The sequence below is a fragment of the Xanthomonas sp. DAR 34887 genome (assembly GCF_041245805.1).
GTDB lineage: Bacteria > Pseudomonadota > Gammaproteobacteria > Xanthomonadales > Xanthomonadaceae > Xanthomonas_A > Xanthomonas_A tesorieronis.
On sequence record NZ_CP162490.1, the window covers coordinates 195,837 to 217,500 of the forward strand.

Consider the following 21,664-nt stretch of genomic DNA (forward strand, 5'->3'; position numbering starts at 1 on the left):
CTATTGAATGAATTCGCTCCAAGCGTTGCGGTCGGCCACGCGGTGCAGTGGCTGCCGCCGGGACGCGCCGGCACTCTAGCAATGGGGGTATTGGGGAGTTGCAAAAGAAGCGTGATGGCGCGTGATCTCGCGCACGTATCTGTTCACTTTGTGTGTGTCGGTCGATGGTGGTGGCGACATGTGTCTTGCACAGTAGTGGTACGTGCGCAGGGAGAGCGCGCGATACGCTTCGCGCGCATTGCTCTTGCGCGCTCGTGCATTGGCATGGCGACGGAAAGTGAGCCAACGTTTGGAGATGCTACACCGCGCATCGTGGGTGGAAGCGCTGTTGTCTCGTTGTAGCAACGTCGTATGCAGGGATGGGCGCAGCCTTGCGTATGCGACTCTGCGAGACGCTTTCGCGCCTCACCCTCACCCCAACCCCTCTCCCGAGGGGAGAGGGGCTTTTGGCCGATCATTGTGGACTATCCAGCCCAAGGTTTGTTGCTTCGGTACAAGAACTACTTGTACGGCCCCGGCCCACGCCACACCAGTTCGCCCTGCTTGTACACCTGCAGCATGGTGATGACCTCGCGCGCGTCGCCGATGGCCTTCAATTCCGGAGAATCCGGCGGCAGGGCGCGGCATTTGCCGGAGCCGCGCTTCATCGCGATCTCCAGCGGGCAGGCCATGCGGTACTGGGTGCCGGGCAGCAGGATGAAGAATTCCTTCATGCCCTGGTCCATCCAGGCGCGCAGCAGGGTTTCGCTGCGCAGGTCGTAATAGACCAGGTAACCGCCCAGCTCCATGCTGGGGCCGGCATCGCTGGGGTCGCCGCGGCGCCCGCCACGGCCGCCGCCGTCGCGCACCAGGCCCGCCTCGTTGGGGCCCAGGTCCTGGTCGATCGCGCCCGGCGGGCGCCCGGTCCAGGTCTCGCGGCGTTGGGTCGGTTCGGGTTCGCTAGCGGCGGCCTGGGCCTGCTGCTGCGCGGCGGGGTCCGGCTGGGGCGGCGCCGGTTGCTCGGCGGGCGTGGGCGCGGGCGGCGACGGGGTATTGGCCGTGGCAACCGGGTCGGGCGGCGGCACCGGGTGGTCGGACTGCGCGACCAGGGTGGACTGCACCTGCGAGGTGGCGCGCCGTTTCTTGGCCGCCACTGGCTTCTGCGCCGGGGTGGGCGAGGGCGGTGTCTTGGCCGGATGCACCGGCTGGCGCGTGGCACCGATGAAGTCCACCTTGGTCCGGCCGCCGCTGGCGGCGCCTTGCGGGGTGCTCATGGTGGGCGGGTCGGCCAGCAGCAACAGCAGCAACATCAGCAGGTGCAACACCATGCTGACGAGCGCGGCAATCCAGGGTTCCAGGCGTTCGACCCAGGAGTTGGCCCGGGGGTCCGCGCGATGCGACGCGTTGCTCATGCCGCCGCGGCTGCGTCGGGAGTGCGGGCCTTCATGGGGGGTCTGCAGGGTGCGGCCGGTGGGGGCGCCATCGTAACGCGTGCCGGGGCCCGTTCATTTGTCGGGCCGCAGCCCGCTTAGGCTGTGTTGGCATTGGCGGGACAAGGGATTCGGCCGGGCCGTGCCTGCATGCAGTCGGCGATGTGCAGCGGTAGCGGCGTGCGCGCGGACCGGTGATGCCGTCGGCACGCGCGGCATGGCGACGTGCTGCGCGCAGGCAAGGCTCCGCACAGGCCGCCGCCACGCAGTGCTATCGTCCGCACCATGTCCAAGGGCCACGCCACCATCCGCTTCAAGACGAGGCTGCTGCGGCCAGCCGCGCCGAAGGATGCGGCCTGGACCTTCCTGATCCTGCCCACCGCGGCCAGCGCCAAGCTGCCGACGCGCAGCATGGTCAGCGTGGGCGGCACGCTCGCCGGCCAGCCGTTCCAGGCCACGCTGGAGCCGGACGGGCAGGGCAGCCATTGGTTGAAGGTCGAAGAGGCACTGCGGGTGGCGGCCGGCGTCGATGTGGGCGAGACGGTGGCGCTGGAGATCGCGCCGGTGGCGGTGGAGCCGGAGCCGACGGTGCCGCCGGACCTGGCCGCCGCGCTCGCCGCGGATCCGGCGGCGCGCGCGACCTGGGACGACATCACCGCAGTGGCGCGACGCGACTGGATCTTCTGGATCGTCTCGGGCAAGAAGGCCGAGACGCGGATCAAGCGCATCGCCAGCGCCTGCGACATGCTGGCCTCGGGCAAGCGCCGCGCGTGCTGCTTCGACCGCTCGGGCATGTACAGCAAGTCGCTCGGCGCGCCGCAGGCGGCGGAATGACCCGCGATACGCTGCAGCGTTAGCGCCGAACTCGGGCCGCTGCCGCTCGCGACGTCGTCCTCGCAAATCGCCACCTATACTGCGGCGATGTCCAGCTGAAGGGTCTCATCGCATGAGCACACCCGCATCTTCGACCGCCGCCGTGTCCGGCGCCGCGCCCGGCAGCCTGCGCCGCTCCATTTCCAACACGCTCAAAGGCTCGGCCGGCAACCTGGTCGAGTGGTACGACGTCTACGTCTATTCGGTGTTCGCCACCTATTTCGAATCGCAGTTCTTTTCCAAGGAAGACACGAACGCCAAGTTGTACATCTGGGCGATCTTCGCGGTGACCTTCCTGATGCGGCCGATCGGCGCCTGGTACTTCGGCCGCTTCGCCGACCGCTACGGCCGCCGCCTTGCGCTGACGGTGTCGGTCTCGGTGATGGCGGCGTGCTCGTTCGTGATCGCGGTGACGCCGACCATCGCCAGCATCGGTGCCGGCGCGGCGGTGGTGCTGGTGCTGGCGCGGTTGCTGCAGGGCTTCGCCACCGGCGGCGAGTACGGCACCAGCGCCACCTACATGTCCGAGGCGGCAATTCCCGGGCGGCGCGGCTTCCTGTCCTCGTTCCACTACGTCACCTTGGTCGGCGGCCACGTGCTCGCACAGGCGGTGCTGTTGGTGATGCTGCACTTCTTCGACAAGGGCCAGGTTTCCGAATGGGGCTGGCGCGTGGCGTTCGGCCTGGGCGGCATCGGCGCGCTGGTGGTGTTCTGGCTGCGGCGCACGATGGACGAGTCGCTGGGCTCGGACGCCATCGCCGAGGCCAAGCAGGGCGGGGCGCGCTCGGCCGGTTCGCTGCACGAGCTGTTCGTGCACCAGTGGCGGCCGCTGCTGCTGTGCTTCCTGGTCACCGCCGGCGGCACCGTGGCCTTCTACACGTACTCGGTGACCGGGCCGAAGATGATCCAGACCGCGTTCGCCGGCGGCGACGTGATGGCCGGCACCATCATCAACCTGGTCGCACTGACCGTGCTGATGCTGATGCAGCCGGTGGGCGGTTGGCTGTCGGACATCGTCGGGCGCAAGACCCTGCTGGTGTTCTTCGGCATCGGCGGCGTGCTCTACACCTGGTTCCTGGTGCTGGAGCTGCCCAAGCAGAGCGACTGGCTGACCGCGTTCGCGATCCTGACCGGCGGCTTCGTGATCCTGACCGGCTATACCTCGATCAACGCGGTGGTCAAGGCCGAGCTGTTCCCGACCCACATCCGCGCGCTGGGCGTGGGGCTGGGCTATGCGCTGGCCAACTCGGCCTTCGGCGGTACCGCGCCGCTGCTGTACCAGGCCTCGCTGAAGACCGGTCACGTGACCACCTTCGTCTGGTACGCCACGGCGGTGATCGCGGTGTCGCTGGTGGTGTACATGTTCTTCCTGAGCAACAAGGGCGCCAACTGGCTGGACGACGAGCGCGCGATGCGCGAGCGCCGGGCGGCGAAGGCGGCCGGGCGCGGCTGAGGCCTGCGGCGGCACGGGCGCGACCGTCGCGCCCGTGCCGCCGCAGGGCGCCGCGAACCCGGCGGGCATCGGCGTCCGGTTTCGCCGGTACGCATGCGACTCGGGTACCATGCAGCCCCCCTCACGGGCGTTTTCGCTCATGGCCGACTCCAAGAAGACCCCCGAACCCCCAGTTACCCAGGACCAGGCCGAAGCCGCCGTGCGCACCCTGCTGCGCTGGGCCGGCGAGGACCCGGACCGCGAGGGCCTGCTGGATACCCCGCGGCGCGTGGCCGAGGCCTATGGCGACTGGTTCAGCGGCTACCAGGCCGACCCGCGCGAGTACCTGCTGCGCACCTTCGAGGAAGTGGCCGGCTACGACGAGCTGATCGTGCTGCGTGACATCGAATACGAAAGCCATTGCGAGCACCACATGGCGCCGATCATCGGCAAGGTGCACGTGGGCTACCTGCCGCGCGGCAAGGTGGTGGGCATCAGCAAGCTGGCGCGCGTGGTCGAGGCCTATGCGCGGCGCTTCCAGGTGCAGGAAAAGATGACCGCGCAGATCGCGCAGTGCATCCAGGACGTGCTGCAGCCGCTGGGCGTAGGCGTGGTGGTGGAAGGCGCCCACGAGTGCATGACCACCCGCGGCATCCACAAGCGCGGCGTCAGTATGGTCACCTCGAAGATGCTGGGCACCTTCCGCGAGGACGCGCGCACCCGCGCCGAATTCCTGCGCTTCATCGACGGCGGCGTGCGCTGAGCGTGCGGATGGGGCGTTCGTCGGTTCCTGCATGAAGCATCGTGTCCGGATCGCCGGCTATCGCCAGTTGCGCGAACAGCCGTTGTGGAAGCTGCTCGCCGCCGACCATGCGCCGGAACTGATCGGCCTGCTGCAGACCCTGCTGGGCGATGCGCAGCGGCGCCTGCCGTCGTCGGTGCTGCACGAGCGGCTGCAGCGCCAGCTGGATGCGCTGAAGGACGACGAGCTCTCGCGCGAGTTGCCGCGCACCGCGCAGGCCTACCTGGCGCACTGGCTGGCGCAGGGCTGGCTGGAGCGGCGCCTGCCTGAAGGCGATGCCGAGGAGGAGTACGAACTCTCGCGCCAGGCCGCGCAGGCGATCCGCTTCATCGCCGGGGTGCAGGGCAGCGCCAGCGTCGCCACCGAGAGCCGCTTGTCGCTGGTGATCGAGCAGCTGGTGCAGCTGGCCGGGCAGACCGAAACCGATCCGGACGCGCGGCTGGCCGCGCTGCGCGCCGAACGCGCGCGCATCGATGCAGAGATCGAGCGCGTGGCCGCGGGCAAGCTGGCCGCGCTGGACGGCAAGCGCGCGCTGGAACGCACCCGCGACATCATCCGCCTGTCCGACGACCTGGCCGAGGATTTCCGCCGCGTCCGCGACGATTTCGAACAGCTCAACCGCGAGTTCCGCGAGCGCATCATCGACGACGAGGGCACGCGCGGCGACGTGCTGGAGAAGCTGTTCGCCGGTATCGACGTGATCGGCGAAAGCGAGGCCGGGCGCAGCTTCCAGGCGTTCTGGAGCCTGCTCAACGATGCCGAACAGAGCGTGCAGCTGGATGCGGCGCTGGACACGCTGCTGGCGCGCGGCTTCGCGCGCCGGCTCGATCGCCAGGAGCGCGCGTTCCTGCGCGGGCTCACTGCCACCCTGCTCGAGCGCGGCGGCCAGGTGCACGAGGTGATGCAGCATTTCGCGCGCAGCCTGCGCGGGTTCGTGCAGAGCCGCGGCTACCTGGAGCAACGCCGGCTCAACCAGTTGCTGAAGCAGGCGCAGGGCGAGGCGCTGCAGCTGCGCGACCGCCTGCATGCCACCGCCGCCACCGGCTACACGCTGCCGCTGAGCAGCGCACGGCTGCGCTCGCTGTCGCAGTGGCGGCTGCACGACCCGCGCAGCCAGCAGGTCGATGGCCGGGTGCAGGCGGCGGAGGCGGCGACGATCTCGCTGGACAGCGTCGGCGACCTGGTCGCGCAGTCGGAGATCGACCTGCGCGGCCTGCGCGAGGACCTGCATGCGCTGCTCGGCGAGCAGCCGCAGCTGACCATCGGCGAGGCCTTGCGCCAGCGCCCGGCGCAGCAGGGACTGGGCAGCGTGATCGGCTACCTGGCGCTGGGCACGCGCCATGGCGTGGTGGTCGCCGACGAATGGGAAGCGGTGCAATGGCAAGGCAACGATGGCCAGCTGCGGCGCGCCCGCATCCCGCTGGTGTGGTTCACCAAGGAAAAACGCAATGAACTGGTCTGACGACGCGCCCGGCAGCGACGCCGACGATTTCGACACGGCAGCGGATGCCGCGACCCAGGCCGACGGCCGCAGCGCCCTGTTCGCCGGCGACACCGGCAGCCTGCCGCTGGAGGCGCGCCGCGCGCTATGCCAACTGCTGGCCGGGCCGAGCATCGACGCCTACCGCCACGGGCCGCTGTGGCTGGCGCTGCTGCGCCACGAAGCGGCGGTGCGCCGGGTACTGTGCGAACTGTTCCTGGAACTGGTGCTGGACCGCGACAGTGGCGTGGCCTTCGCCCGCCAGGCCGACACCGGCGAGCTGGAGACCCCGGCGCTGCTGCGCACCGCGCCGTTGACCTTCATCGAGTCGGTGCTGCTGCTGTTCCTGCGCCAGCAGCTGGCCGAGGCCGACACCCGCGGCGAACGCGCGGTGGTGGAGGAGGCGCAGCTGCTGGAAGTGCTGTCCGTGTACGAGAAGAACGTGTCCACCGACCGCGCCGGCTTCGCGCGGCGGGTGCTGGCGGCGATCGCGAAGATGCGCGACAACCACCTGCTGTCCAAGCTGCGCGGCAGCGAGGACCGCTACGAAGTATCGCCGGCGCTGAAGCTGCTGTTCTCCGCGGAGGACGTGCAGGCGCTCGCTGCCGCCTACCAAGGCCTGCGCGAGGGCACGGCGACGGATGCGGTGCAGTGAGCGGCGCCACCCACTGCGCTCCTGTAGGAGCGGCTTCAGCCGCGACACAGCGCCGGCCCGCCCCGCCCACCGCCAGGCGCCTGGCGATCTCGATTTTCCGATGAGCAACCGATGACGTCCCTGTCCGATCCGTCTCTGTCCGCGCCCGTCCCCGCGCCGTCGCTGTTCGCCGATACCCTGGCCGAGCAGCGCGCGCAGCAATACCGCATGCGCCGCCTGCAGGTGCACAACTGGGGCACCTTCAACGGCCTGACCGACGTGCCGATCGCCGACAAGGGCTTCCTGTTCGTCGGCCGTTCCGGTTCGGGCAAGTCGACCCTGCTCGATGCGATGTCGGCGCTGCTGACCCCGCCGAGCATCGTCGACTTCAACGCCGCCGCGCGCGAGGCCGAGCGCAGCGGCCGCGATCGCAGCCTGGTGTCGTACGTGCGCGGCGCCTGGGCCGACCAGCAGGACAGCGCCTCGGGCGAGATCGCCACCCAGTACCTGCGCAAGGGCGCGACCTGGTCGGCGCTGGCGCTGGAATACCGCAACGCGCACGGCCAGGCGGTGAGCCTGGTGCGCCTGTTCTGGATCGCCGGCAGCGGTACCGCCGCGGCCGACGTGCGCAAGCACTACATGGTGGCGCCGCGTGGCTTCGACGTGGCTGCCGAACTGGACGGCTTCGACCTGGACCTGCGCCGGCTCAAGCAGCGCCTGGGCGAGGACGTGCACCATTTCGACAGCTTCGCCGGCTACGCCGAGCGCTTCCGCCACCTGCTCGGCATCGGCAACGAGATGGCGCTGCGGCTGCTGCACAAGACCCAGTCGGCGAAGAACCTGGGCGATCTCAATGCGTTCCTGCGCAGCTTCATGCTCGACGAGCCGCGCACCTTCGAGGCCGCCGACCGCCTGGTCGGCGATTTCGCCGAACTCGACGGCGCCCACCATGCGGTGGTGACCGCGCGGCGCCAGGTGGAGACGCTGGCCCCGGCGCGGCAGCACTACGCCGAACTGATGGCGCTGCGCCGCAGCGTCGGCGAGTTGCGCGAGCTGCAGCTGGGCATCGACGGCTACCGCGAGCAGCGCCGGCTGGCGCTGCTGGATGCGCGGCTGCAGGAACTGGACACGCAGGACCGCGGCCTCGCCGGCGAGGAAGGGCAGCGCCGCGAGGCGCTGGACAACCACGAGCAGAAGCTGGCCGAACGCGAGACCGAACAGCGCGCGCAGGGCGGCGAGCGGGTCGAGGCGCTGGAGCGCGAACGCGGCCGGGTCGAGCGCGAGCGCGACGAGCGCATGCGCCGGCGCAGCCAGGTCGAACAGGCCTGCCGCCAGCTCGGCATGGGCCTGGCCGGCAGCGCCGCCGGCTTCGCCGAGCAGGTGGCGCAGGCGCGCGCGCTGCGCGAAGGCGTGGCCGGCGACGCCAGCGCGCTGGACGAAGCGATCGCCGAGCGCATGGCCGAGCGCCGCGAGGACGAGCGCCGTTTCGCCGCGATCCGCACCGAGATCGACGCGCTGCACAAGGCGCCGTCGAGCATCCCCGCGCCGATGCAGGCGCTGCGCGCGCGGCTGTGCGCCGACACCGGCCTGGCCGAGGCGGCGCTGCCGTTCGTCGGCGAGCTGATGCAGGTGGACGACGCGCAGGCCGCCTGGCGCGGCGCGATCGAGCGCGTGCTGCACGGCTTCGCGCAGTCGCTGCTGGTCGACGACCGCCACCACGCCACCGTTGCCGAGTGGGTCAACAAGACCCAGCTCGGCACGCGCCTGGTCTATTTCCGGGTGCGCCACAACGACGCCCTGCACAGCCGCGAGCCGGACACGCAGTCGCTGCTGCGCAAGTTGCAGCTGCGCGATCATCCCTACGCCGGCTGGCTGCGCCACGAACTGGGCAGGCGCTTCGACTACGCCTGCGTGGACAGCGCCGCGCAGCTGCGCAACGCCGAGCGCGCGATCACCCGCGAAGGCCAGCTCAAGCATCCCGGCGACCGTTACGAGAAGGACGACCGCCACGCCGTCGGCGACCGCAAGCGCTGGCTGCTCGGCTACGACAACCGCGACAAGCTCAAGGTGTACGAGCGCGAAGGCCAGGCCCTGGCGCAGCGCATCGCCGCCTGCGATGCCGATGTCGCCGCGTTGCGCAAGCAGCGCGAACTCGACCAGGGCCGCCAGCTGGCCGCGCATACCCTGGCCGAGCGCGACTGGGACGAGATCGACGTGGCGCCCAAGCTGCAGCGCCTGAGCGACATCGCCGAACAGCTGCTGCAGCTGCGCGAAGGCGACACCGCGCTGCGTGCGCTGGGCGAACAGATCGCCGTGGCGCGGGCGCTGCGCGACCAGGCGCGGCGCACCTACGAGGACGTGCGCCTGGAGCGCGCGCAGCTGGCGCGCGAGCGCAGCCGGCTGCAGGCGCAACGCGAGACCTGCGCCGCGCGCGTGGCCACCGCGTCGATCACGCTGGCGCAGGCGCAGGGGCTGGACGCGCGCCTGGCCGCGATGCCGCCGCTGAGCCTGGACAACCTGGAGGCGCACCTGCGCAGCGTCGAACGCGGCCTCGGCGAACAACTGGCGCAGAGCCAGAGCCAGGACGCGCGGCTTGGCCAGCAATTGCTCGACTGCTTCCGCCGCTATTGCCAGCAATGGCCGGAGGACAGCGGCGATTTCACCGTGAGCCTGGCCAGCGCCGAGGATTTCCTGGCGCGCCTGCAGCGGCTGGAGAGCGATGGCCTGCCGCGCCACGAGGGCCGCTTCTTCGACCTGCTGCAGACCCAGAGCAAGAACAACCTGCTGGCCCTGCAACGGCACACCGCCGAGGCGCACAAGGCGATCAAGCAGCGCATGGACGAGGTCAATGCCAGCCTCGAGCAGGTGCCGTTCAACCGCGGCACCCTGCTGACCATCGAAGTCAGCGACCGCCGGTTGCTCGAGGTGCAGGAGTTCCAGCAGCAGCTGCGCGAGGTGCTGGGTCACCAGCAGACCGAAGACCGCGCGCTGGCCGAGGCGCAGTTCGCCACCTTGCGCACGTTGGTGCAGCGGCTCGGCGCGCAGGACCCGGAACTGCGGCGCTGGCGCGAGCAGGTGCTGGACGTGCGCCAGCACGTGGAGTTCGTCGGCGTGGAGCTGGATGCGCACAGCCGCGCACAGGTCGAGATCTACCGCAGCGGCGCCGGCAAGTCCGGCGGCCAGCGGCAGAAGCTGGCCACCACCTGCCTGGCCGCTGCGCTGCGCTACCAGCTCGGCGGCGAGGACGGCGAACTGCCGCGCTACGCGGCGGTGGTGCTGGACGAGGCGTTCGACAAGGCCGACAACGAATTCACCGCGCTGGCGATGAACATCTTCGAGAACTTCGGCTTCCAGATGGTGGTGGCCACGCCGCTGAAGTCGGTGATGACGCTGGAGCCGTTCATCGGCGGCGCCTGTTTCGTCGAGATCAGCGGCCGCCACACCTCCGGCGTGCTGCTGATCGAGTACGACGAGCAGGCACACCGGCTGCAACTGCCGGAACGCACGCGCGGCGATGCAGCGGTGTTGCACGATGCGAACGCAGCGCAGGCGGACACAGCGACGGTGACGCCGATGGATGCGGATGTCGCTGCGGCTGGGAAGGTTGATGCCGCAAGCGTCGCGGCCATGCCCGCGGCGCCAGACAGCGCCGATGCCGCGCGGGCCACGCGTGGCAACAACCGCCTGGCGAAGCGCGGCACCGCGGCCGCTGCCGCGGCGGCCAGCAAAAAGCCCGCCAAACCGGCGCGTCCCGCCAAGCCTGCGCCTGCCGGTACGCCGGTCAAGAGCGGGAAGGCGGCGGCGTCAGCCAAGCCCGCTGCGGCGCGAGCAGCGGCCAAGCCCGCGGCGCCCCGCACGGCAGCCGAGCCTGCTGTAACCAAACCTGCTGCAGTCAAACCTGCCGCCGCCACGGGCGAGGCCCGGGAGCGCGCCACCACCTCCAAGGCCAAGCCGCCGGCGTCGCCCAAAGCGCGCCGCCCTCGCTGAGCGCGCCCGGCCGCACACGGTCGGCGCGTTGTGGCGGGTAGCGTGGGCGAGCGCAGCGGCCGACGCATGCGTCCGCCCGCGCCGTCATCGATCGCGACGGCAGCGCGGCTGCCGCATCGACACCGGATAGCAGCGACGCACCGCGGCCATGCCGCCTCAGCCCAGCAGATCCCAGCCCATCTTGCCGATCAGCACCACCACCAGCACCAGGAACAGCTGCCGGATCAACGGCGTGCCGCCGCGCAGCGCCAGCCGCGTGCCGGCCACCGCGCCGGCGATGTTGGCGGCCGCCATCGGCACCGCCACCGCCAGTAGCACCTGTCCGCTGGGCACGAAGAAGCACAGCGCGGCCAGGTTGGTGGCCAGGTTCACCACCTTGGAAGCGGCCGAGGCGCGCAGGAAATCCAGGCCGAAGAAGCGGATGAACAGGAAGATCAGGAAGCTGCCGGTGCCCGGCCCGAAGAAACCGTCGTAGAAGCCGATCGCCGCGCCCATCGCCAGCGCGATGGCCAGCTCGCGGCGGCCGATGTGGCGCGGCCGGTGCAAGGCGCCGAAGTCCTTCTTGATCAGCGTATAGATCAGCATCGCGATCAGCAGCACCAGGATCAGCGGCCGTACCGCCTGTTTCGGCAGCAGGCTGACCGCGGTGGCGCCGAGGAAGGAGAATGCGAACGCGGCCACGGTGGCGAACAGCACCGGCCGCCACGGGAAGCGCACGTTGCGCGCATAGCGCCAGGCCGATGCGCCGGTGCCGGCCATCGCGCTGAACTTGTTGGTGCCCAGCAGCACCGCCGGCGCCTGCTGCGGCAGGGTCGCGAACAGCCCCGGCAACTGGATCAGGCCGCCGCCGCCCACCGCCGCATCCACCAGCCCGGCGACGAAGGCGATGCACAGCAACCAGGGCAGTTCGGTCGGGATCAGCTCCAGCAAGGCGGCGCTCCGTGCGATGGGGGCGCAAGCATAGCCGGCGCCGCCGCGCAGGGCAGGCGCCGGCGTGCGCCGCGGCGCTGCAGCCGGCACAATCGGCGCATGCCTCCTTCCGCACCGCGCCTCGCCGATCCCTGTCCCTGCGGCCGTCCGCGCGATTACGCGCAGTGCTGCGGGCTCTACCATGCCGGCGCCGCCGCGCCCGACGCCGAAACGCTGATGCGCGCGCGCTACAGCGCCTACGTGCGCCGCGACGCCGACTATCTGCGCGCCAGCTGGCACCCGTCCACGCGCCCGGCCGAGCTGGAGCTGGAGACGCGCACCACCTGGCTCGGCCTGACCGTGCAGCGGGTCGTGGACAGCGGCGCCGACAGCGCCGAGGTCGCGTTCCTGGCCCGCTATCGCATCGGCGGCGGCAGCGCCGTGCGCATGACCGAGCACAGCCGTTTCGTGCGCGAGGACGGCCACTGGTACTACCTGGACGCGCTGGACTGACGCCATGGCCAGGCGCGGCATCAGGTTTGCGCAGGGCTGGCCGATGATGTCGCAGTGTCCGCCGTCCCTGCCGCCGTGATGTCTTTCCTGGGTACCGCGCTCTTCGCCGGGTTGCGCCGCTGGCGCAGCCATGGCCGGGCCTTCCTGTGCGGCGGCCTGTTGCTCGCCGGCCACGGCGCCGGGGCGGCGCCCGCGCCCATGCCAACGCTGGAAGGCGCGTGGCGCCCGGTCGCCGCCGCCGACCGCGGGATGCCGCCGTCGCGCGCCGATTCCGCGCTGCAGCGTTTCGATCCGGCCCGGCTGACCCAGTTGCAGGGCGGCGATGCCGGCGTCTGGGTGCTGCTGTGGCCGGCACGGGGGCAGTGGCCGCCGGCGCCGTGGGTGCTGGAAGTGCCCAGTCCTGCGTTGCAGCGGGTCACCCTGTTCGCCCCGGCCGCCGGCGCGGCGCCGCAGCAGCGCGGGCTGATGCGCGACGACCCGCAGGCCTTGCCCGGCAACGGCCGTCTCGGCTTCCGCATCGCCGCCGCGCCGGCCGCCGGGCAGCCGCTGCGGCTGTGGGTGGACCAGCGCGGGGTCATGGCCGCGTCGCTGCGGTTCCAGCTGCGCAGCGAATCCGACTACCTGCGCCAGGACGGCCGCTGGCTGGTGGTCGCCAGCCTGAGCTTCGCGATCATGCTGAGCATGGCGGCAATGGCGCTGGTGTTCGCCTGGCGCCTGCGCGAGGCGACCTTCCTGTACTACGCCGTCTATGTGCTCGGCTACGGCCTGGTGATGGCGCTGGAGACCGGCTACGTGGTGCATCCGCTGGGGCTTGAGACGATCGGCCAGGCCGCGCGGTTCTGGGGTCGCCTGGGCGTCGCCACGTCGATCGTCGCGGCGGTGCTGTTTCTGGAACGCTTCGCCGACCTGGCGCGGTACCTGCCGCGCGCGCGGCGCTGGCTGCGCGGCTATGCGCTGCTGGTGGCGCTGATCGCGCTGCCGGCGCTGCTGCCGCTGCCGTGGCTGGACGCACTCGGCCGGGCGCTGGTCAACCCGCTGCTGATCCTCGGCGGGCCGTTGCTGCTCGGCACCGCCGTGGCGGCGGCGTGGCGCGGCTCGCGCTATGCCGGGCTGTTCCTGCTCGGCTGGACGCCGCTGCTGCTGGTCACCGCGCTCGGCAGCCTGCAGGGCTTCGGCATGGTGGCGCACTGGACGTGGAGCGAAGAGGCGGCACTGGCCGCCGGCGCGTTCGAGGCGCTGGTGCTGTCGCTGGGTCTGGCCGAGCGCAGCACCTCGCTGCGCCGCGATCGCGATCAGGCGCGGCAACTGGCCGACCTGGATCCGCTGACCGGTCTGCTCAACCGCCGCGCCTGGCACGAGCGCCTCACCACGCTGAAGCAGGCCGCCCGGCGCCAGCGGCAACCGCTGGCGCTGATGTTCCTGGACGTGGACCACTTCAAGCGGCTCAACGACCGTTACGGCCACCGCGCCGGCGACGACGGCCTGCGCGCGCTGGCCCAGGCGCTGCGCGAGGAACTGCGCGGCGACGACCTGATCGGCCGCTACGGCGGCGAGGAATTCGTGATCGCGCTGCCCGCCACCGACGCCGCGCAGGCCACCCCGATCGCCGAACGCATCCGCGAACGCTTCCGCGAGCAGGCAGCGCTCGCCTTTCCCGACCTGCAGCCGACGGTGAGCATCGGCGTGGTCCAGCTGCGCCCCGGCGACGACGCCAACGGCCTGGTGCAGCGCGCCGACGAGGCGCTGTACGCGGCCAAGAGCGGCGGCCGCAACCGCGTGGTCGCGGTGCATTGAGCGGCGACAACAGGCCACCACCTAACCCTGTAGGAGCGGCTTCAGCCGCGACAGACTCTACGGGTAGAACCTGTCGCGGCTGAAGCCGCTCCTACAAGAACTCCAGGCTTCCGCGCACCCGCCACCGTGAGCAGCCGATTTCTTTCGTTTGTTTATGATGTCCGGCCTGCTGTTGGCGAGGAACTCCGATGATGCGTTTCGCCTGGGCCTTGTTGCTGGCCGCGCCCTGCGCCGCCGCGCAGACCCTGCCCGCGCCGTCCGTGGCGCCGGACCCCGCGTTCGTCGGTTGCCTGTCCACGTTGCGCACCGCCGCCGCCAAGACCGGCGTGACCGCCGCCGCGTTCGACCGCTACACCGCGGGCGTGCAGCCGGACATGAGCGTGCTGCCCCTGCTCGACGCGCAGCCCGAATTCACCACGCCGATCTGGGACTACCTGGCCGGGCTGGTGGACACGCAGCGCGTCGCCGACGGCCGCGCGATGCTGCTCACCCACCGCGACCTGCTCGCGCGCGTGGCGCAGCAGTACGGCGTGGACGCGGAAACCGTGGTGGCGGTGTGGGGCGTGGAGAGCGACTACGGCCGCGTTTCCGGCAAGCGCCCGCTGCTGGTGTCGCTGCTGACCCTGTCGTGCAACGGCCGCCGCCAGCCGTTCTTCCGCGGCGAACTGTTCGCGCTGCTGAAACTGCTGCAGGCCGGCGACCTGCAGCCCGACGGCCTGACCGGTTCCTGGGCCGGTGCGTTCGGGCACACCCAGTTCATGCCCAGCACCTATGCCCGCGTCGCCGTGGACGGCGATGGCGACGGCCGCCGCGACCTGGTCGCCAGCATTCCCGACGCGCTGGCCTCCACCGCCAACTACCTGAAGCTGGCCGGCTGGCAGAGCGGACAGCCGTGGGGCATGGAGGTGAAGTTGCCGGCCGGGTTCGACCCGGCCCTGGCCGGCCGCACCCAGCGCAGGCCGCTGTCGGACTGGCGCGCGCGCGGCGTGACCGCCATCGACGGCAGCGCGCTCGCGCTGCCCACGCTGGCGCCGCAGACGCCGGCCGCGGTGCTGATCCCGGCCGGCAGCAATGGCCCGGCGTTCCTGGTGTTCCGCAACTACGACGCGATCTACGCCTACAACGCCGCCGAAAGCTATGCGCTGGCGATCGCGCTGCTGTCCGACCAGTTGCGCGGCAAACCCGGCCTGGCCACCGCCTGGCCCACCGACGACCCTGGCCTGGGCCGTCCCGAGCGGCGCGAACTGCAGACCCTGCTGCTGGCGCGCGGCCACGACATCGGCCAGGCCGACGGCATGATCGGCAACGCCAGCCGCCGCGCGATCCAGGCCGAGCAGCAGCGCCTGGGCCTGCAACCGGCTGACGGCCGCGCCGGGCAACGCATCCTCGATGCGCTGCGCCGCGAGGCATCCGGCGCTCCCGCCACTGCGCCGGCCGCACCCGCCACGCCGACCACACCGGTGCCGGCACCCGCGCCATCCACGCCGTTCGGTGGCAAGCCCGCGACCGCCTTCCGCGTGCCGGCGCGCTACCCGGCCTTCGTTCAATCCCCCGCGCCACGGAGCATCACCCCCATGTCCGAAATCCCCGGCCTGAGCACAGGCGATTTCCACGGTTACCCCTCGCTGCTGGTGGAGACCCCGCACTCCACCGCCGCGATCAGCCTGTTCGGCGGCCAGTTGCTGTCGTTCGTGCCCAAGGGCGGCACCGACGTGATGTGGCTGTCGCCGAGCGCGCAGCCCACGCCCACCCCGATCCGCGGCGGCACCCCGGTGTGCTGGCCGTACTTCGGCCGCCAGGGCCAGAGCGCCGACGTGCCGGCGCACGGCTTCGTGCGCACCGTGCCGTGGCACTTGCAGGATGCCAAGCGCGACGCCGACGGCAGCATGCTGCTGACCCTGGCGCCGCCGGACTTCGACGACCTGCCGCTGCGCCTGCGCATGCAGCTGCGCATCGGCGCGACCCTGGAGCAGCGCCTGATCACCGACAACGTCGGCCGCGAACCGGCGCGCTTCACCCAGGCGCTGCACAACTATTTCCACGTCGCCGACGCCACCCAGGTGCGGGTGCAGGGCCTGGACGGGCTCGACTACCTGGACAAGTTCGAAAACTACGCCACGCCGCACCGCCAGCACGGCGACTGGAGCCTGCAGGACCCGCGCGATCCGGGCCGCAGCGACCGCATCTACACCGGCGCCGGCGGCCGCTACACGCTGCTCGACCCGGGCCTGCAGCGCCGCATCGAGATCGCCACCGCCGGCAGCCGCACCCTGGTCGCCTGGAATCCGGGCGACGCCGGCGCACAGAAGATGGCCGACGTCGGCGCCCACTGGCGCCAGTTCGTGTGCCTGGAAGCGGCCAACGCCGGCCCGGAGGTGATCGAACTGGCCGCCGGCGCGCAGCACGTGCTGCAGCAGACCATCGCGGTCGCACCGCTGTAACGGCGCACCCTGTCGCAAGCGCTCGTTCCGGATAGGCCGCGGCTGCGGCGACCTCAAGCCGTCAGCCGCAACCGCGTCATCGACCGGCCCAGAAGAAGTCGGCCGTCGCCGGCTCGACGCGGCCCTGTAGGAGAGACGTCGGTCCCGACGCGCTGTACTGAAAATGCGTCGGGACCTACCTTCGGCGCCGCGCTCCCGCCTTTCGCAAGCATGCTCTGCGGGCAGCGCATCCAGGCAGAGGCGCGGCGTTCTCAGGCGATCGGCTCTAACGCTTCATCGCCCAGCCATCAGCCCGCCTTGGCCACCTGTGGGAGGGACTTCAGTCCCGACGCGCTGTACCGACAGCGCATCGAAACCCACCTCCGCTGTCGCACTCGCATCCTTCGCAAGCATGCTCTGCGGGCAGCGCACCTAGGCGGAGCCGGCGGTCTCAGGCGATCGGCTGCAACGCTTCATCGCTAAGGCATCAGACGGCCTCGGCCCACGTGTGGGAGGGACTTCAGTCCCGACGCGCTGTACCGACAGCGCATCGAAACCCACCTCCGCTGCCGCACTCGCATCCTTCGCAAGTATGCTCTGCGGGCAGCGCACCCAGGTGGAGCCGGCGGTCTCAGGCGATCGGCTGCAACGCTTCATCGCCCAGCCACCAGCCCGCCTCGGGCACTGTCGGAGGGACTTCAGTCCCGACGCGGTCCACTGAAAGACGCTGGACCAGACACCGGGGTCGAACCCTCCCGCAGCAACTGCATTCCCGTCTCTCGCGCGCCACCGCCCCCCAGCCGCACAGCCACAAGCCCGGCCCTATCCCGAACCCCGCGCCTGCCGATTACACTGCCGCCTCCATCGGGAGACCATGCCGTGCATTCCTCGCCCCCTGCCGCGCGCACGCGCCGCGCCGCCCTGGTCTTCATCTTCATCACCCTGCTGATCGATGTGCTGGCCTTCGGGGTCATCATTCCGGTGCTGCCGGGACTGGTGCGCGGCTTCACCGGCGGCGATTTCGCGGCGGCGGCGAAGTGGGTCGGCTGGTTCGGCTTCCTGTTCGCCGCGCTGCAGTTTGTCAGCTCGCCGCTGCAGGGCGCGCTGTCCGACCGCTATGGCCGGCGCCCGGTGATCCTGGCCTCGTGCCTGGGGCTGGGCGTGGATTTCGCGGTGATGGCGCTGGCGCAGAGCCTGCCGTTGCTGCTGCTGGCGCGGGTGGTGTCCGGCGTGTTCTCGGCCAGCTTCACCACCGCCAATGCCTACATCGCCGACATCACCACGCCGGACAAACGCGCCCAGGCCTACGGCATGATCGGCGCCGCGTTCGGGCTCGGCTTCGTGATCGGACCGCTGCTCGGCGGCTGGCTTGGTAGCTACCACCTGCGCGCGCCGTTCTGGTTCGCCGCGGCGCTGGCGCTGCTCAATTTCCTGTACGGCCTGTGGGTGCTGCCCGAATCGCTGGCGCCGGAGCGGCGCACCCCGCGCCTGGACTGGAAGCACGCCAATCCGTTCGGCGCGCTGCGGCTGCTGCGCAGCTATCCGCAGGTGTTCGCGCTGGCCGCGGTGATCTTCCTGGCCAACCTGGCGCACTACGTGTATCCGAGTATCTTCGTGCTGTTCGCCGAATACGAGTATCAGTGGGGACCGAAGCAGGTCAGCTGGGTGCTGGCCGTGGTCGGAGTGTGCAGCATCGTGGTCAATGCCTTGCTGGTCGCGCGCGTGGTGCGCCGGCTCGGCGAGCGCGGGGCGCTGCTGTTCGGACTGGGCTGCGGCGTGGCCGGCTTCGCCATCTACAGCATCGCCGGCAGCGGCGCGATGTTCCTGCTCGGGGTGCCGGTCAGCGCGTTGTGGGCGGTGGCGTCGCCGTCGGCGCAGGCCATCGTCACCCGCCACGTCGGCGCCGATGCGCAAGGCCGCGTACAGGGCGCGCTGATGAGCCTGGTCAGTCTGGCCGGCATCGTCGGGCCGTTGCTGTACACCTGGGTGTTCGCGCTGTTCATCGGCAAGCACGCGCCGGCGCACCTGCCCGGCGCGCCGTGGCTGCTGGCCGCGCTCTTGCTCGCCGCGGGCTGGGTGGTGGCCTGGCGCCGTGCGCGCATGCCCGCCGGCGCCACCGCGTAGCGGCCCGCGCGGTGCAGTGGACGCTTGCCCGCACGACGCGTGTGGCGTCACCAGCAGCGGATGAATTGCTCAGCTTGGAGCGATACGGCGCGCTGACCGACCGCTGCGGCGCCGGGCGCTCCGCATTCACGGTGCTACGCTGTGCGGCCTCTCCGCCGTCGCGGCCGGTCCGGCTGCTGTCAACCGTACGCTCTCCATGATGTCGCCTCCCGACGGCTCTGCCATGTCCCTCCACGCCTCGCGCCTGCTGCGCGACGCCACTGCACAACAGCATCTGGCCGTCGAACGATCGCCGATGATGCGCGCGCTGATGCGCGATTCCCTGTCCATGCACGACTACGTCCAGGTGCTGCGCCGCCATCACGCGGTGCTGGCCGGCTGGGAACAGCGCGAGTCGGCCTGGCTGCAGGCCAGCGGCGATGCCCACTGGCGCTACCAGCCGCGCAGTCCCCTGCTGGAACAGGATCTGGCCGCGCTGCGGGCCGCGCCGCCGCTGCCGGCCCCGGCGCCGCCGGCGCTTGCGAACGGCAGTCGCTGGGGCATGCTCTACGTGGTGGAAGGTTCGCGCCTGGGCGGACGGGTGATCGCCCGGCAACTGCGCCAGACCCTGGCCGCCGCCGCCCCGGCGCTGAGCTATTTCGAACTCGGCCATGCCGATCCGGCCTGCTGGCGGCGGTTCCAGCAACGCCTGGAGCAGGCCCTGCCGACGCCGGCGCTGCAGCAGGCCGCGGTCGACGGCGCCCGCGCGATGTTCGCGCATTTCCACACCCACTTCGCCCTGGAGACCGCCGCATGAGCGAGACCGCCGCGCCCTTGGACATGGACGCCTGCGCGCGCGAGCCGATCCATATTCCCGGATCGATCCAGCCGCACGGCGCGCTGTTGGTCATCGAACCCAGCGATGGCTGCATCGTGCAGGCCAGCACCAGCGCCGCCGACCTGCTCGGCGTACCGCTGGCCGACCTGCTCGGGCAACGCTACGACACGCTGCTGACGCTGCAGGAGCCGCGCGTGTCGGCGGATGCCTCCGAACGCACCCAGCTCGCCTACGTCGACGTCGCTTTCCCGCGCCGCGCCACGGCCTCGCGGCAGCGCTGGGTCGGCGCCTGGCATCTGTACCCCGAGCAATGGCTGCTGGAACTGGAGCCGCGCGATGCGCCGCTCGCCGATGCCACCTTGCGCGAGGCCCTGCCGTTGCTGCGCCGGCTGGAGACCGACAACAGCATCGACGAAGCCTGCCAGCGGGCGGCCAAGAGCCTGCGCACGCTGATCGGCTACGACCGGGTGATGATCTACCGCTTCGACGACGACTGGAACGGCGACGTCGTGGCCGAGGCGCGCGCGCCCCAGCTGGAGTCCTATCTTGGCCTGCACTATCCGGCCAGCGACATCCCGGCGCAGGCGCGCACGCTGTACCTGCGCAATCGCGTGCGGCAGATCGCCGATGTCGGCTACATCCCTTCGCCGATCCAACCGACCCTGCATCCGCGGCTGCGCACGCCGGTGGACCTGAGCGACGTCAGCCTGCGCAGCGTCTCCCCGGTGCACCTGGAATATCTGGCCAACATGGGCGTCACCGCCACCCTGGTGGCCTCGATCGTAGTCAACGATGCGCTGTGGGGGCTGATCGCCTGCCACCACTACCGCCCGTACTTCTGCAACCACGAGATGCGCGACGTCACCGATGCGGTCAGCCGCGCCCTGGCCGGGCGCATCGGCGCGCTGGCCGCGGTGTCGCGCGCGCGCGTGGAAACGGTGCTGCTGACCGTGCGCGAGAAGTTGATCACCAACTTCAACGAAGCGGAAACGCTGACCGGGGAGATGCTCGACGACATGGCGTCGGACCTGCTCGACGTGGTCGATGCCGACGGTGTGGCGGTATTCCACGGCGACCACGTCACCCGCCACGGCACCGTGCCCAGCGCCGCCGAACTTGCGCGGATCCGCGAGCAGATCGAGGCCAGCCACCACGAGGCGCTGCGCCACGACGCGGTCGGCGCGCTGCATACCGAGCAGATCGGCGCGACCTTCCCGGAGCTGGCCGACCTGGCGCCGCTGGCCGCCGGCTTCATCTTCGTGCCGCTGATGCCGCAGGCGCGCAGCGCGCTGTTGTGGACGCGGCGCGAGCAGGTGCGCACGGTCAATTGGGCCGGCAACCCGCAGTTGTCCAAGCTGCAGGACATTCCCAACTCGCGCCTGTCGCCGCGCAAGAGCTTCGACCTGTGGCAGGAAACCGTGCGCGGCCGCGCGCGGCCATGGTCGCCGGTAAGCCTGGAATCGGCGCGCAGCCTGCGGGTGCTGATCGAGCTGATGGAGCGCAAGCGCTTCCAGCAGGATTTCGCGTTGCTGGAAGCCTCGTTGTCGCGGCTGCGCGAACCGGTGGCGATCATCGAGCGCGGCAACGACGGCCGGCCCAGCCGGCTGGCGTTCGTCAACGACGCCTTCGCGACGCTGTTCCAACGCGAGATCGCCGAGCTGATCGGCTGCGAACTGGACCAGCTGTACGCCAGCGACGCCGTGCCCGCCGAAATTCAGCGCATCGCCACCTTGCTGCGCCAGGGACGCGCGGCTTACGTAACCTTGCCGCTGCGCATCGAAGCCGGCGCGCCGGTGCATCGCCAGTTCGATTTCGAACCGCTGCCCAGCCCCTCCGGCGTCTCCACGCACTGGCTGCTGCAGCTGCGCGACCCGCGCTGAGCGAATCCGTGGCGGCGCCCGCTCAGCGCGGGCGCCGCCACAGCAGCGAGGTCGCCGCACCCGCCAGCAGGCCCCAGAACGTGGCGCCGATGCCGAACAGCGACAGCCCCGAGGCGGTGACCAGGAAGGTGATCAGCGCCGGCTCGCGTTCGCCCTCGTCCTTCAGCGCCATCGCCAGGCTGTTGCCGATGGTGCCGAACAGCGCGATGCCGGCGACCGCCATCACCAGCTCCTTCGGGAACGCGGCGAACAGCGCCGCCACGGTCGCGCCGAACAGGCCGATCAGCAGATAGAACAGGCCGGCGAACACCGCGGCCATGTAGCGCCGCTGCGGATCTTCCTGCGCCTCGCGGCCCATGCAGATCGCCGCGGTGATCGCCGCCAGGTTCAGCCCATAGGCCCCGAACGGCGCCAGCAGCGTATTGACCACGCCGATCCAGCCGATCGTCGGCGAGATCGGCACCGCATAGCCGGAGGCGCGGATCACCGCCACCCCGGGTAGGTTCTGCGAGGCCATCGTCACCACGAACAACGGCAGCGCGATGCCGAACAGCGCCTGCCACGACAGCGTCGGCCACACGAAGACCGGG

The 21,664-nt window shown here is 71.0% G+C and carries 15 protein-coding genes (1 of these 15 running past the window's edge); 12 read left to right on the forward strand and 3 right to left on the reverse strand.

The features are described 5' to 3' along the window. Positions 1-500: 500 nt before the first annotated feature. Complete coding sequence (locus AB3X08_RS00915; protein WP_369935576.1) at positions 501-1,391, reverse strand: type II toxin-antitoxin system RelE/ParE family toxin; 891 nt, start codon at positions 1,389-1,391, stop codon at positions 501-503. Between the two features lie 303 nt (positions 1,392-1,694). Here AB3X08_RS00915 and AB3X08_RS00920 point away from each other — a divergent pair, with 303 nt between their 5' ends. The 6 genes from AB3X08_RS00920 (at position 1,695) to AB3X08_RS00945 (ending at position 10,617) form a co-directional block, all read left to right on the forward strand. Continuing rightward, entirely contained in the window at positions 1,695-2,243 is a 549-nt protein-coding gene (locus tag AB3X08_RS00920) for a YdeI/OmpD-associated family protein (RefSeq protein ID WP_369935578.1), read from the forward strand. A gap of 112 nt (positions 2,244-2,355) precedes the next feature. After that, the gene (locus AB3X08_RS00925; RefSeq protein ID WP_369935579.1) at positions 2,356-3,735 is read left to right on the forward strand and encodes an MFS transporter; all 1,380 of its coding nucleotides are present in this window, start codon (positions 2,356-2,358) and stop codon (positions 3,733-3,735) included. A 139-nt stretch (positions 3,736-3,874) separates the two neighbouring features. Next, complete coding sequence (gene folE, locus AB3X08_RS00930) at positions 3,875-4,477, forward strand: GTP cyclohydrolase I FolE (protein ID WP_184414304.1); 603 nt, start codon at positions 3,875-3,877, stop codon at positions 4,475-4,477. A 31-nt stretch (positions 4,478-4,508) separates the two neighbouring features. Continuing rightward, the gene (locus AB3X08_RS00935) at positions 4,509-5,978 is read left to right on the forward strand and encodes a DUF3375 domain-containing protein (protein WP_369935582.1); all 1,470 of its coding nucleotides are present in this window, start codon (positions 4,509-4,511) and stop codon (positions 5,976-5,978) included. Further along, positions 5,965-6,651: a DUF4194 domain-containing protein gene (locus tag AB3X08_RS00940; RefSeq protein ID WP_369935584.1), complete on the forward strand. Its 687-nt coding sequence runs from the start codon at positions 5,965-5,967 to the stop codon at positions 6,649-6,651. The genes AB3X08_RS00935 and AB3X08_RS00940 overlap by 14 nt, the downstream gene beginning before the upstream one ends. Before the next feature lie 111 nt (positions 6,652-6,762). Next, entirely contained in the window at positions 6,763-10,617 is a 3,855-nt protein-coding gene (locus AB3X08_RS00945; protein ID WP_369935586.1) for an ATP-binding protein, read from the forward strand. A 156-nt stretch (positions 10,618-10,773) separates the two neighbouring features. Here AB3X08_RS00945 and AB3X08_RS00950 read toward each other — a convergent pair whose 3' ends face one another. Beyond that, on the reverse strand, positions 10,774-11,547 hold the full coding sequence (locus tag AB3X08_RS00950) for a sulfite exporter TauE/SafE family protein (protein ID WP_369935588.1): 774 nt from the start codon (positions 11,545-11,547) through the stop codon (positions 10,774-10,776). A gap of 99 nt (positions 11,548-11,646) precedes the next feature. Between AB3X08_RS00950 and AB3X08_RS00955 the strand changes: the two genes are divergently transcribed. The 6 genes from AB3X08_RS00955 (at position 11,647) to bphP (ending at position 21,074) form a co-directional block, all read left to right on the forward strand. After that, a complete protein-coding gene (locus AB3X08_RS00955) occupies positions 11,647-12,039 on the forward strand; it encodes a YchJ family metal-binding protein (protein ID WP_369935591.1) in 393 nt (130 codons plus the stop codon). Between the two features lie 54 nt (positions 12,040-12,093). Next, complete coding sequence (locus AB3X08_RS00960) at positions 12,094-13,833, forward strand: sensor domain-containing diguanylate cyclase (RefSeq protein WP_369935593.1); 1,740 nt, start codon at positions 12,094-12,096, stop codon at positions 13,831-13,833. A gap of 191 nt (positions 13,834-14,024) precedes the next feature. Further along, on the forward strand, positions 14,025-16,274 hold the full coding sequence (locus tag AB3X08_RS00965; RefSeq protein ID WP_369938637.1) for a lytic murein transglycosylase: 2,250 nt from the start codon (positions 14,025-14,027) through the stop codon (positions 16,272-16,274). A gap of 858 nt (positions 16,275-17,132) precedes the next feature. Further along, complete coding sequence (locus tag AB3X08_RS00970) at positions 17,133-18,377, forward strand: TCR/Tet family MFS transporter (RefSeq protein ID WP_369935595.1); 1,245 nt, start codon at positions 17,133-17,135, stop codon at positions 18,375-18,377. Between the two features lie 223 nt (positions 18,378-18,600). Beyond that, positions 18,601-19,173, forward strand: coding sequence for a biliverdin-producing heme oxygenase (locus tag AB3X08_RS00975; RefSeq protein WP_369935597.1), 573 nt, complete (start codon positions 18,601-18,603; stop codon positions 19,171-19,173). After that, positions 19,170-21,074: a bacteriophytochrome BphP gene (bphP, locus tag AB3X08_RS00980; RefSeq protein WP_369935599.1), complete on the forward strand. Its 1,905-nt coding sequence runs from the start codon at positions 19,170-19,172 to the stop codon at positions 21,072-21,074. The genes AB3X08_RS00975 and bphP overlap by 4 nt, the downstream gene beginning before the upstream one ends. Before the next feature lie 22 nt (positions 21,075-21,096). Here bphP and AB3X08_RS00985 read toward each other — a convergent pair whose 3' ends face one another. Then, positions 21,097-21,664: the final stretch of a benzoate/H(+) symporter BenE family transporter gene (locus tag AB3X08_RS00985; protein WP_369935601.1), read on the reverse strand. Its footprint extends 614 nt past the window's final position; the window shows 568 of its 1,182 coding nt (coding positions 615-1,182); its start codon lies off the right edge, out of view; the stop codon is at positions 21,097-21,099.

Excerpts from the sequence above, each read along its gene's own strand:
- AB3X08_RS00915 (WP_369935576.1), bottom strand. The coding sequence starts at position 1,391 with ATGAGCAACGCGTCGCATCGCGCGGACCCCCGGGCCAACTCCTGGGTC.
- AB3X08_RS00920 (WP_369935578.1), top strand. The coding sequence starts at position 1,695 with ATGTCCAAGGGCCACGCCACCATCCGCTTCAAGACGAGGCTGCTGCGG.
- AB3X08_RS00925 (WP_369935579.1), top strand. The coding sequence starts at position 2,356 with ATGAGCACACCCGCATCTTCGACCGCCGCCGTGTCCGGCGCCGCGCCC.
- folE (WP_184414304.1), top strand. The coding sequence starts at position 3,875 with ATGGCCGACTCCAAGAAGACCCCCGAACCCCCAGTTACCCAGGACCAG.
- AB3X08_RS00935 (WP_369935582.1), top strand. The coding sequence starts at position 4,509 with ATGAAGCATCGTGTCCGGATCGCCGGCTATCGCCAGTTGCGCGAACAG.
- AB3X08_RS00940 (WP_369935584.1), top strand. The coding sequence starts at position 5,965 with ATGAACTGGTCTGACGACGCGCCCGGCAGCGACGCCGACGATTTCGAC.
- AB3X08_RS00945 (WP_369935586.1), top strand. The coding sequence starts at position 6,763 with ATGACGTCCCTGTCCGATCCGTCTCTGTCCGCGCCCGTCCCCGCGCCG.
- AB3X08_RS00955 (WP_369935591.1), top strand. The coding sequence starts at position 11,647 with ATGCCTCCTTCCGCACCGCGCCTCGCCGATCCCTGTCCCTGCGGCCGT.
- AB3X08_RS00965 (WP_369938637.1), top strand. The coding sequence starts at position 14,025 with ATGCGTTTCGCCTGGGCCTTGTTGCTGGCCGCGCCCTGCGCCGCCGCG.
- AB3X08_RS00975 (WP_369935597.1), top strand. The coding sequence starts at position 18,601 with ATGTCCCTCCACGCCTCGCGCCTGCTGCGCGACGCCACTGCACAACAG.
- bphP (WP_369935599.1), top strand. The coding sequence starts at position 19,170 with ATGAGCGAGACCGCCGCGCCCTTGGACATGGACGCCTGCGCGCGCGAG.